This is a genomic window from Anaerolineales bacterium, assembly GCA_003105035.1.
Classification (GTDB): Bacteria; Chloroflexota; Anaerolineae; order Anaerolineales; family UBA4823; genus FEB-25.
Map to the genome: position 1 here is coordinate 1 of PQAL01000036.1, position 12798 is coordinate 12798.

General features: G+C 47.5%; 11 protein-coding genes. 10 read left to right on the top strand and 1 reads right to left on the bottom strand.

Translation table 11 applies throughout. The features are described 5' to 3' along the window. A partial coding sequence (locus tag C3F13_14985; protein PWB50815.1) for a 2,5-didehydrogluconate reductase occupies window positions 1–614 on the bottom strand: 614 nt, incomplete at its 3' end. A gap of 147 nt (window positions 615–761) precedes the next feature. Here C3F13_14985 and C3F13_14990 point away from each other — a divergent pair. From C3F13_14990 to C3F13_15035, 10 genes are all read left to right on the top strand, one after another. Beyond that, window positions 762–1391 (top strand): hypothetical protein, encoded by a 630-nt coding sequence (locus tag C3F13_14990; GenBank protein ID PWB50816.1) that lies wholly within the window; start codon window positions 762–764, stop codon window positions 1389–1391. Window positions 1392–1427: 36 nt separating this feature from the next. Continuing rightward, window positions 1428–2204, top strand: a complete 777-nt coding sequence (locus C3F13_14995) for a hypothetical protein (protein PWB50817.1) — start codon at window positions 1428–1430, stop codon at window positions 2202–2204. A 29-nt stretch (window positions 2205–2233) separates the two neighbouring features. Continuing rightward, the gene (locus tag C3F13_15000; protein ID PWB50818.1) at window positions 2234–2950 is read left to right on the top strand and encodes a macrolide ABC transporter ATP-binding protein; all 717 of its coding nucleotides are present in this window, start codon (window positions 2234–2236) and stop codon (window positions 2948–2950) included. Between the two features lie 40 nt (window positions 2951–2990). Beyond that, complete coding sequence (locus C3F13_15005) at window positions 2991–4592, top strand: hypothetical protein (GenBank protein PWB50819.1); 1602 nt, start codon at window positions 2991–2993, stop codon at window positions 4590–4592. Between the two features lie 27 nt (window positions 4593–4619). After that, window positions 4620–5942 (top strand): hypothetical protein, encoded by a 1323-nt coding sequence (locus C3F13_15010; protein ID PWB50820.1) that lies wholly within the window; start codon window positions 4620–4622, stop codon window positions 5940–5942. Continuing rightward, window positions 5942–7156 carry a DNA polymerase IV gene (locus tag C3F13_15015; protein PWB50821.1) on the top strand — a complete coding sequence of 405 codons (1215 nt, stop codon included), beginning with the start codon at window positions 5942–5944 and terminating at the stop codon, window positions 7154–7156. The genes C3F13_15010 and C3F13_15015 overlap by 1 nt, the downstream gene beginning before the upstream one ends. A 185-nt stretch (window positions 7157–7341) precedes the next feature. Continuing rightward, complete coding sequence (locus C3F13_15020) at window positions 7342–7530, top strand: ferredoxin (protein ID PWB50822.1); 189 nt, start codon at window positions 7342–7344, stop codon at window positions 7528–7530. A gap of 173 nt (window positions 7531–7703) precedes the next feature. Then, entirely contained in the window at window positions 7704–9494 is a 1791-nt protein-coding gene (gene glmS / locus C3F13_15025) for a glutamine--fructose-6-phosphate transaminase (isomerizing) (protein PWB50823.1), read from the top strand. A 74-nt stretch (window positions 9495–9568) separates the two neighbouring features. Then, entirely contained in the window at window positions 9569–10834 is a 1266-nt protein-coding gene (locus C3F13_15030; protein PWB50824.1) for a hypothetical protein, read from the top strand. Between the two features lie 8 nt (window positions 10835–10842). Beyond that, entirely contained in the window at window positions 10843–12714 is a 1872-nt protein-coding gene (locus C3F13_15035; GenBank protein ID PWB50825.1) for a glutamate dehydrogenase, read from the top strand. Window positions 12715–12798: the final 84 nt, after the last annotated feature.

A 12798-nucleotide genomic window follows, 5' to 3' on the forward strand; every position in this document is an offset into this window, starting at 1 on the left:
GCAATGATTGTGATGCCTAATTGGGAACAAAGCTCAACCAGGCCACTTTGAATTGGCCTTTGATCCAGCAGATTGAATTTCACTTGATTAGAAGCTAGCGGGATATTATATTTTGCTAGTGTATCGAAAGCCAGCTGTGTTTGAGTCACGGAGTAATTGGAAACTCCGACGCTCCTTACGAGTCCCTCTTTGACCACTGATGCCATCGCTTCCATCCAGGTTGGAATAGATATCGGAGGAAACGGCCAGTGCATTTGATATAAATCGATATGATCTAATCCAAGCCTAGACAGGCTCCTGATTAAGGCGGATCGTAATTCTCGCTTATTCAATCGCCACGGGTAGGGCATGAATTTCGTCGCAACGATGATTTTTTGCGGGTCACGCCTCAGGCAGTCACCCAATAGCAGCTCAGATCTCCCATTTCCGTAAGCTTCTGCAGTATCAAATAAATTAATCCCAGCCTGCAAAGCGATATGATACATTTGTGAGACAACATCGTTTCCGTTGCTAGACTCGTTGTAATTTGTTTTATAATCTGCCCATTGCATTAATCCGAAACCGATTGGTGATATCCAGATATCGGTTTTTCCAAGTGTGAGTTCTTCTCTCATATTTTCAACTCCGGCTAATTTTCATCACACATATTACACCATAAGCTAATATTTTGCCTATAGATCTTCGATAACAAGCTACTTATCTAAATTATTTCCAATGATTTGGTATACTAACGGCATTCCATCTCAAATCAGGATAATCTTATGGCAGAAAATGCAGAATTCCTACCCTTCCACGCAATAAACGAGTACATGCGTCCAGATTTCAGGTTGAAAGTCGTGCGGGAAACGCTCAATAATCAAACCAACCTGGATGAGTCATTGTCATCTGATCTGAATCACATGATCAAGAAATTCGTAAATGTGCCAGGCTTTCGGAGCAGTGACAAGGCACCCGCTTTGGTTAAAGTTGTTCCGACCTCCAAGGCATTCGAGAAAAATCCAGAGCTTGTTGCGGTGCTTTTAGCTGGCTGGGCCGAAACCCATTCAGATTTACGAGAAAAGGTTTATTCCCTGCTGCAGGCCCGGCATTGGAAAACGCTATCTGAGAGTGAAGAGTCTCTTGCTTTATCGGCGCTCACTGAAGCTGTGAAGGAATGGCCTGTTTTTCCGATAAAGATGAACAGGGCGAAATTGCCGGGTTTCTATACACATTGGCCGAAGGATGAAGACTTTGAGGTTTTATACAAGAATTTTTCTGATTTATACCCTGATATTGAAGTCAGTATTGATAAAGTTAGCTTGATGGTTGTCTGGCTCAGCATGCGCCTACCATTACAGGTTGATGAAATTATTACGAAGCCTGGTGATGCCCCAATTTCCGAAAATCCGTAATAATTTTTCTCCATTTTCTTTCAAGGTTAATATGATATGACAGACGTAGCAGTCGCAAGCAGAAATAAGCGCTTTTATTGGAATTGGATTCCAGACGTACTACTCCGACCACGTCGGGCATTTGAGCGAATTGCATCGGTTAATCTTTCTGTATGGATCACTCCATTACTTCTTCTATCCATTATGATATTGATTAACGTGCTCGTCGCTGGCCGAATCAAGAGTCAAGTTGCAATGACGGGAGAAATCACTTACCCGCCAGACTTCCAGTACTACTCGGCAGATCAGCAAGCTCAATACATGCAAGCCATCCAATCCACCCAAGGCCCTGTATTTGTGTATGTGTTGCCGGCGATCACAGCGTTAGTCGGGATCTGGATCGGCTGGCTAATCCTTGGAGGTGCATTGCATCTGGCAACAACGCTCTTCGGTGGCCGAGGCAGTACGCTGATGTCGATGAACATCGTTGCTTGGGCAAGCATGCCGCTGGCAATCCGTTCTCTTATCCAGATTGCTTACATGCTTATCACCCATAAATTGATTGTCTCCCCGGGTTTATCTGGCTTCAGTCCAGTCGGCGACTCGGCCGCAATTCAATTCCTCGGTCAACTCTTGAAGGTAATCGATATCTATGTCGTTTGGCAGATCATCCTGCTCATCATGGGTACACGTAAGTCGACCGCACTGAGTCTGGTAAAGTCAGCCATCGCAGTTGTCTTAGTAGTGTTAATTTTCCTTGCCTTGCAAGCTGGTATTGCTTACCTGATGAGCTTGCTCGGTAACTTATCCATCACCCGCCCATTCTTTTTCTAATAGTTGTTTACAAGCATCCCTATTAACTTATGCCAGACCCGTTTGTCAAGATCTCTGAGGTATCTAAAGAATTTCCGATGGGTGGGACCATTGTCCGCGCACTGGATGGAGTTGATCTGGAGCTTGAGCATAACTCTTTCACCGTCTTGATGGGCCCCTCCGGCTCTGGGAAGAGCACGCTTTTATACCTATTAGGGGGGTTAGATCGTGTCACGCGCGGCCATATCGATGTGAATGGGCAGATATTGGACGAGTTAGATGAGAATACGCTGGCAGTCTATCGACGCCAAACTGTCGGGTTTATTTTCCAATCGTTCAATCTGATATCCAGTATGACTGCTCAGCAGAATGTTGCCTTTCCTATGCGGTTTAACTTCACGTCAAAGCGCCATCGCCTGGAAAAATCCATGCACGTCCTCAAGCAGGTAGGCCTGGGGGATCGTGCAGCACATAAACCGACCGAGCTCTCCGGTGGGCAGCAGCAAAGGGTCGCCATCGCCCGGGCATTGATCAATGACCCAATGCTAATCCTGGCTGATGAACCAACAGGCAATCTGGATACGGCCAGCGGCGCAGGTATTATGCACCTGCTGTCAGAATTACATCTTCAGGGTCATTCCGTATTGGTTGTCACCCATGACGCACGCATGAAACAATTCGCCACGATGCACAAATATTTACTGGATGGGCGTATCGTCAGCGAAGATGAATATAATGCCGCATCAATCTTAACTACTTCCACATGATTTATTTATCTATTGTAAGGGTATCTGAAGGGTAAATGATATGAAAAGAAACCAGATCCATATTCTTTGTTTTTTTCTGCTTCTCACGCTGTTGGCAGGGATGTTTCTCCAGCCGAAGATGGTTAACGCCTTTAGTCCAGATAGCGTAAATAGCAACGATACAAACAAGCTATTCACACAGCCGGTTACCCTCGGAGATGCAAGCGAGATATCTATTGACACACAGGCAACCATTTTAACCACAACGGTCACGGTAGAACCACCTGGCTCATACGAACGGCCAGTCATCGTGGTTCAGACGTATAGCCTTGACCAGGACACAATATCTCCTGGGTCTGCATTTACTCTGTTTGTCACGTTATATAACGCTGGGCAGCAATATGCGACGAATATCGTGGCTACCTTTGCTTCAGCCTCCGGTGATCTTGTTCCCCGCCAGACTGGAGGTGTAGTTGCGGTTGGTGAAATTGCCCCTGGGAATCATGCAGAATTCGGCCAGCCCTTATACCTCAATACCGACATCTGGACATCAGTTGTATCCATACACATGTCGCTTAGCTATACGAATGAAGCTGGTATCACTTACAGTGAATCGTTTACGATTACTTTACCCGTACATTATATATACTCATCTAAGGCGACTGCTACTCCAACCCCCACGGTCACCCCGACCCCCTCATTCAAACCACAGCTCGTCATCACCGGTTATTCGACCGATATCGATCCTCTCCAACCTGGGACCCAATTTAATCTAACCATCAACATCGCCAATTCAGGCGCGGCGACTGCAAAAAACGTTACAATGGTTGTAGGTGGAGGTAGTAGCTCTTCTGGAGGGGATACTGGAACACCACAGCCAGGCGGTGTTTCAGGTGGAAGCGGTGAATTCACCAACTTTGCCCCGATTAATTCGTCGAATGTTCAATCACTGGGTGATTTTTCACCCGGAACAACAAAAACTGCATTTCAGCCACTCATTGTGAATGTCTCAACAGCTGCAGGAGCATACCCTCTCAAAATCTCTTTTATTTATATCAATGATCGGAATCAGACTTTTGTTGACGACCAGGTAATCACCTTGTTGGTCTATCGTATTCCTAATCTGGAAATCAGCTTTTACCAGGATGTGTCATCCATTTTCGCTGGACAGTCCAATACGTTGCCAGTCCAGGTGGTAAATATGGGACGTAGCAGTGTGGTGCTCGGAAATATGAGCGTATCAGGAACTAGCGGACAATTCAGCAATAATACGATCTTCGTCGGAAACCTTGAGCCAGGAGGCTACTTCACATTGGATGCAACCTACATTCCGGATGGGTCAGGAGTAACGGATGTGATTGTCTCAGTTGGTTATACCGATGATTTTAACCAATCTCAAATAATTACGCAGACATTGCCTGTGGATGTATTGGAACAACCGATTATTGAGCCTCCGAGTGATGGTATGCCAGGCGACGGATCTGAGATTCCCCCACAAGCCCCAGAAACATTTGTGCACAAGGTTTTGCGTTTTATCTTAGGCCTGATTGGCCTTGATTCAGCTCTGAATACAGCCCAATCCGCGGGCAATAATCTTCCCATGGAGACTATAGTGCCGGGAGAACCAATCATTGCCCCTGCTCAGCCACTCAAAGGACCATAACCTCTGATAATGCCTTGTATGGTTTGAATGAGATTTTTCGATTTACTTGCATTGATTATTGACAACCTTGGCAGACGAAAAGGCCGGGTTGCCTTAACCGCCATCGGGGTGATCATTGGCACATCAGCGGTGGTCGTGCTCGTCTCCTTAGCCATCGGTTTACAAAAAAATGCCACCCAGCAGTTATATCAGATTGGAGATCTAACACAAATCCAGGTTTTTCCCAATTATCAGGAGATGGGACCTGTACCCAGCGGAGGGAAGGGTATTGGGAATTCCTCCACCCCGGTCCAGACAATAATCACGGACGATACGATCGAGCAATTATCTGCCATCCCAGGGGTAAAGTCAGTCATCCCACGTGATTACATTCAGGGTGCATCGGTCTTAAAATACAATCGTATGGAGACCTATATGGGGATTATAGGGGTTGGTGCGCCCGATCTTAGCTATCTGGGTGTTGATCTGCAGGGAGGTGATGATACCCTCAACCCCGGTACAGCAATCGTCGGATACCAGGTGCCTAACACATTTTATAATCCTCAATGGCGGCCAGGTCAGGCTCCACCCACCCCACCCGATCTGCTTGGACAAACCATAAAACTGGAAATCTTAAAATACGATCAGGAAGGAACTGAGACCCGAAAAACTGTTCCGCTCAAGATTGTTGGTTTTTTGAATGAGTCAAAAGGTGAGTCTGACTATTCAGTATATATGTCCCTGAGTGACGTGACTGCTTACAATCAATGGATCTTAGGCAGGCGGATCAACCGCGACCGGGATGGGTATAACCAGTTGGTTGTTAGTGTGGATAATGTCGATCAGGTGCTTGATATCAGCGAGCAAATCACCCAGCTGGGCTACCAGGCGTATACTCCCCAGTCCTATGTCCAGGGGATCAACAGTTTCTTCGTGATCATGCAGGTCATCTTCGGTGGCGTTGGCGCAATTTCGTTACTTGTGGCTGCTATCGGGATTGCAAACACCATGGCAATGGCTATCCTGGAGCGGACTAAGGAAATCGGCTTGATGAAAGCCATTGGTGCGACCAATCGCGATGTTCTAGCGATATTTTTAGGTGAAGCAGCAGGGATTGGCCTGTTGGGTGGTATAGGCGGCGTATTGGTCGGTTGGAGTGCCGGTCAGGTGATCAATGTACTGGCGCTTTCGTACCTCGCCGGGCAATCTGCTCAACAGGGTGGACCACCTCCAACCACAGCTGTATATACACCCCTTTGGTTGCCTATTTTCGCATTGATTTTTGCCACATTAATAGGTCTGATATCTGGTCTCTACCCGGCGCTGCGGGCAGCCACAATGGTCCCGGTCACTGCACTAAAATACGAGTAATGCAGAGAAAAATTCTTCATATCGATCTTGATGCTTTCTTCTGCTCCGTAGAGGAGAATAACGATCCCGCGCTGCGTGGAAAAGCATTCGCCGTGGGCGGGCGTCCAGACCAGCGTGGAGTGGTAGCTTCATGTTCTTATGCGGCACGCCTTCGTGGAATACATTCAGCCATGCCCATGGCGCAGGCCTTAAAATTACAACCCGATCTGATCATCGTCTCCGGCAGGCATAGCGATTATGGGAAAATATCTCACCAAATAATGGATTATCTGGATACGCTCACCCCGCTTATTGAACAAGTATCGATTGACGAAGCATTTCTTGATCTGAGTGATCTGCCCGATTCAGCAGAGAGCCTTGCATCTGCCATTCAAGAATATATCCGCCTCAACTTCCATCTGCCATGTTCAATCGGTGTAGCAACCAGCAAACTGGTAGCGAAAATTGCCACGGATGTGGGAAAAGCTTCAAAGCGCTCCAACATGCCACCTCAGGCGATCAAAGTAGTCAATCCAGGTGAAGAAGCCGCTTTCCTGGCCCCATTGCCGACAAAAGCATTGTGGGGGATTGGCCCGAAGACAGCAGAACGTCTGGATGAGCTGGGAATTCGCACCATTGGAGACATTGCGCGCACCCCAAAAACAGAACTCATCAAGCACCTCGGTAAATTTGGCGAAGATTTAGGCAGGCGCGCCATCGGGATAGATGACAGCCCGGTTCACACCAGCCACACAGTAAAATCGGTCAGCAACGAAACGACCTTTGCTCGTGACGTCTCAGATATCCAAATCCTGTATGAAACGCTCCATTCGCTCTCAGAAAGCGTTGGTCGCCGGCTTAGAAAGAAAAACCTGAAAGGTACCACCGTCAAACTCAAATTACGCTGGTCTGATTTCATTACCCTCACCAGACAGGCAACCCTTGATTATCCAACAAATGATGATCGTGATATCTATTCTTCAGTCAAAGAAATATTTAATAAGACCTGGGTCAAAGGCAAACCTGTGCGCTTGCTTGGAGTGGGCCTCACCCAATTTGAGAATCCTGCCAAGCAGCTAGGTTTATGGGACGCTCCACAGAAGAGCAATAATAAACTCTTCACCGCGGTGGATGATGTACGGAATCGGTACGGAAAAGATTCGATCATGCGCTTGAGTGACTTAAAGTATAAAAAACCTTCAGAAACAGAGATTGATGAAGCTGAAAATGAGTGATCACTATGCAATTTTTGAACCCAGCACTATTTCTTTGAATCGGGGTTATACGGCGTCACATCCATCCTCGGAAATCATGATGTTTGTCATTTGACGCATTCAGGTAGTTTTAGTAATCTATACGGAGTAATTTACGGGATCCGTAACTATACTTACTTTTCAGCCCAAAGAAGGAGAAAAAGACCATGGCGATGAAAATCACTGAAGAATGCATCTCGTGCGGTGCCTGCACCCCGGAATGCCCGACAGAATCGATCAGCGAAGGTGACACCATCTATTTGATCAATGCCGATACCTGTGTAGAATGTGTTGGCCACTATGATTCACCCCAATGCGTATCGGTCTGCCCGGTTGATTGCATTGTTAAAGCATAAGATCTGAATAAACTCGATCATAAGGAATGCCAGTGTTCGTAATACGGATACCGGCATTTTCTTTTTAATATGGTTGGCTATATTTCCTTCTATACTCTATAATATAATTCTTCAAGTCATCACTGCAATTTACTCCATCAGCAGAATCACAATAAAAGGAACTATCGAAATTTATGTGCGGTATTTTTGGGATAATCAGTAAAGACGAACAGGTTTTAGGTCCAATATTGACCAATGCAGCACAGAGATTGTCTTATCGGGGCTACGATTCGGTTGGATGTGCCACAATCACCAAAGGCGGACTTATCGATTTGAGAAAGGACGTGGGGAAGGTTGATGAAGTAGCTCCTCGGCTAAATTTCGCCGAGATGGTTGGCAGCCGCGGCATCACCCAATTACGCTGGGCAACTTTTGGTTCTCCTTCTCCGGAAAATTCACAGCCTCATATCGATTCAAAAGGCTTGATGGTCGGTGCACATAACGGAAATGTAGTCAATAACCTTGAGTTACGCCAACAATTTATTTCGGAAGGCATGCTGGTCCGGTCAGAGAATGATGGTGAAACCTGCGTGCATGCAGTGGAGCGCTATGTAAACCAGGGATACGATCTCATCGATGCCATCCGTAAGGCATACAATGATCTACTGGGAGATTACTCCTTCGTTATCGGAAAAATCGGTGAAGAAAAGTTATATGCATTCAAAAAAGGCTCAGGGTTGGTGGCAGGTATCACTGGGGGTGCCACCTGCGTATCGTCAGATTTGCCATCCATCCTGCCAATCACGCGGCGGGTGTTATTTATCAATGATGGCGAGATTGTGATATTACAGCCTGATCAAATTGACATCCGCAGTGTGAAAGATGGGTCAGTAATCCGACGGGATTTCGAGCTGATCACTGAAAGTATGGAGTTGGCTCAAAAGGGTGGCTATGCGCACTTCATGCTTAAAGAAATCCATGAACAATCTCAAGTTGCCCGTGAGCTGCTCCACATGCTGGATAATTCAACCGCTGTCGAGCCAATGGCACAACGCTTATTGAACGCCCGACACCTGTATCTGATCGGATGCGGAACCAGCTTTCACGCCTGCAGCATTGGCGCATATTATATTGCAAACCTTGCCGCCAAACCTGCCATCCCCGTCCTTGCCACGCAATTTACTTCCCAGTATGGACCGACCCTTGGCCCGCAGGATGTGGGTATTTTTGTCAGCCAGAGTGGCGAGACCAAAGACGTCTTGAATGCCTTGGCCGTCGCAAGAAATCGCGGGATGCAATGTTTCGGCCTGGTGAATGTGATCGGTTCCACATTGATGAAAACGACGGAACTGCACCTGCCGTTGACTTGTGGCTACGAGATCAGTGTCCCCGCCACAAAGACGTATACCAACCAGGTGATAACTTTCCTCTATCTTGCGCTCAAGATGGGTAACCTATCCACCGTGGTATTGAGCACGCTACCTGAAATGATTGATCAAACCGTTGATGATACCAACGCCCAGATCAACCGCCTGGAAGATTTGCTTGACTCTTGGAACGACAGCTACTGCCTAGGCTACGGTTCTACCTATCCGATCGCCCTGGAAGGTGCGTTGAAACTCAAGGAAGTGACTGATATTCATTGTGAAGGCCTGCTTTCAACAGAGTTCAAGCATGGACCCTTAGCGGTGGTTCGGAGCGGCTACCCGATCATCTTCCTTGCCGGTCCCGAAGACATCCCGCTTATTGTAAGTGGTATTAATGAAGTTGCGTGCCGTGGGGCAAGGACGATTGTGATCGGCGAAGAGGATTCCCGCCTGAGAGCAAACGCACACGAGATGATCACCATTCCGTCGACCGGGCCACTCCTCACTCCGATCCTGGCTATCATCCCGATGCAGCTGCTTGCCTATCATGTTAGTGTTGGGCGCGGTTTTGATCCTGATTATCCACGTAACCTTAGTAAGACACTGACCGTGGATTAATATGAAATTTGGACTGGCAATTTGATTGAAATATATTCATGGACAGAAAGTAATCAACCAGGAGAGGCTTAAAAATGGACAATGAAATCCGACAGCTGCTGAGAATCGACGGCTCACGTCTAGATACACTCAATTCGATACTCTTGGACCCTGATATGCGGGTAGTGAATGATTTTCTCGAGGTGGTCGAAAAGTATGGAACCCCCGAGGAGATCAATCGAAAAGCTGAACAAGCCGGTAAGTTTGAAAACTTACTTGAGAAAGTTGCACAGATCAAACCTGAGTATCTCGAAGACCTGGATTGGCTCCAAAAACAACGCGACAGGTCAGCGTTTATCTCGATTGCCGAGTACCGGAAAAAGGTACTTGGTCCAAAAACAAAAGACATCCATTTTAAAGATGACTTTGCGGTAACTCTGGAAGTCAGCGCAAGCCAGTATTTCCCATGGATAAGGGAAATTGCCCAAAAATCGATCACCGAACAGCTGCTCATGCCAGGGAGGTTTATCAAGGTTCGAAAGATGAAGGAGCAGGAATTGGATGGCGACTTACCTGCCATTGCAGCCGCCATGGACATCATTGGTGCTTCCTACGTAGAAACGTTGGATACCAAGGGCACCGACGGTTCCAATGTGCATTTGGGTGGCCCGGCGACGATCACTGGCTATTTCGGTGGCGTCGGCCAGCCCAATCACTACCCATTGAAATGGCTGGATGAGTTTCTATATTACTATACGAATTACGGCGTACGTCAGGTTCTTAACATTAACCCAGGTACGGTATTGCTGGGATACTTCTTATACCGCATCGGGGTTAACATCGAATTCAAGATATCGGTCTTCATGGGGAACGATAATCCATATGCAGGCTTGTGGACGCTAATCGGGGCAAAATTATTCTCACGTGATGATGGTACCTCCCCATTGATCGGTTTTAATTGGAGCAATTCAGTTAATAACGAAACCCTCGAAATCACCGCCCAGTTCAGGAAGGATTTCGGGTTTGAAGATGTTGTCAGGTTTGAGCACCATATCACGGAAACCTGGAAAAGTATCGTTCGCCAGCCATACAATCGGCGTGACGAGCTGGTCCAGCTCGCTGATCATGTGGCCAATATCTCCGCCAAACACGAAGGTGGCGACCCGGAGGTTGACCAGGCACGCCCGCATCCATCCGATATCTTGGATTATTTCCGTGATAAGAGCGAAGTCATCGAATCGGGTGACTGGGAAAATCTAAAGACCAATTTCATTGATAAATTTGATGCTGCGAATCGTACGGCCTATGCCCTAACTCAGCACGGTTTATCCTTTGTAGCCGCCCAGAACCTTCATAAATAAGGAGACCCATGATTCCTAAGCAAATGGAGGCTTTTCTTAAAGCCCGTATTCCAGAGCAAACCTGGAAGAGCCGACTGATCTGTGAAGACGGTAAATGTTTCATCGATTTTGGTCCACTGGATGTCGACCGCCTAGGCAGGCTTGGCATCGAGGTGGATAGCCTGGGGCCTAAAGTACTGGCATGTGTGTGGGATGATGAAACTCCACTGGAAGTGGGTGGTTACCTGGTCGTCGATAACCTGGCTATGGGCCGGCCATCGATGGGTGGAATCCGTATGCTACCCGACCTGACCCCTAGCACCATCCACAATTTAGCCAGGGGTATGACGTTAAAAAATGCCGCGGCCGACCTTCCCTATGGGGGTGGAAAAGCCGGCATCATTGCTGACCCTGACATGCCGATCGAGATCCACCAGGAAATTGTCAGGCGATTCGCAGGGTTGATCTACCGCTATCGAGATATTTATCTGCCAGGGCCGGATGTGGGCACCAACGATGCCGACATGAAAATCATCGCCACAATGAATGGGCTGGATAATGCCCTTTCAAAGCCTGTTGAGATGGGCGGAAATCGTATCGATCAGCTCGGCGCAGCGGGTGGAGGTCTGGCTATCGCCCTTGAAGCATTGCTCGAGGAGCTACCTCGCTTACGCAACCTGCCGCAATTCGCCAATAAAACCATCCCCGATCGAAGTGATATCACCATTATGTTGCAGGGTTTTGGAGCTGTAGGGGCCCACGGAGCACGCTACATCAAACAGCGCATCCCTGAAGCGCATATTGTCGGTATCAGCGACATCTCAGGATATTTATACGACTTGAATGGATTACCCATCGAGCGCTTATTCAATGATTGGAAGGAAAAAGGAGTCGTCACCAAGGGGTATTACCAAGAAAAGCTGAGCAATCTTCCGCTTGGAAAATTCACTACCAAATTCTCCAGTTTTCCTGAGGACTTATTGCGGGAATCTGCTTTTTGTTTCATCCCCGCTGCTCCGGTGTCGAACTACCTTGATATCAACGATGTATCCAAACCATCCATGACGACTGACCGGATGGGTACCTGGGGCTTGATCATCGAAGGTGCCAACACGTATTCACCCGATCCAGATCGCAAATATGCCCGCTCACTGATGGAACGGGAAGTCTATCGTAACAAAGGTGTGCTAATTGTCACTGATTACCTGGTTAACTCTGGCGGTGTCATCTTTGCTTCCCAGGAAACACTAATCAAGACACCTAACCATCTACGCATCCCTGATCAGCTGCTGGGTGATTTCGAAGGGGTGAATAGCTGGCTTGAACAGCATGCTCAAGACTTTGGAGAGCTAGCTGAAAAAAGACTCAAAGCAGCAGAAACAGCCCGCGATGAGGTTATCAGGTGCAATATGCACGAGCTGGTTGATTTATTAATCTTGGATCCGGATCTCCTGCCTTGCGAAGCTGCTGAAAGCATCAGTATCAGGCGCATCACTTCCAAGGAGAAGGATCGAAAAGCATCCGATATCATGGCATCCATCATCACGATCCCTTCATCAGCCACCCTGCAGGAAGCGGCCAAATTACTGGTCGAAACTGGTTGCCCAATTCTGGCGGTCGTGAATCCACGTGATGAATTGATCGGAGTATTATCCAATTGGGATATCACCAGGGCAGCTTCACGCGGCTCGATAGAAATGACGCTTCTCGAACAGGTCATGACCAAACAAGTGATCACTGCCAGGCCCGATGATGCCATTCTGGACCTGGTTCGCAAGCTTGAGTATCACGAGATATCTGCCATGCCCATCGTGGATGGGAAAAAAGTCCTGGGCATGGTCAGTACCGACATCCTGGCGAGCCGCTCGCTCTACCGTTTGCTACAATCCCAGCAGGATTGATCAAGCGAGTTATCCTGCATAAAAGACCTCTCCTGCAGTTCTACGGAGAGGTTTTTTCACTTGACAACTAGTACATTTGTTCTA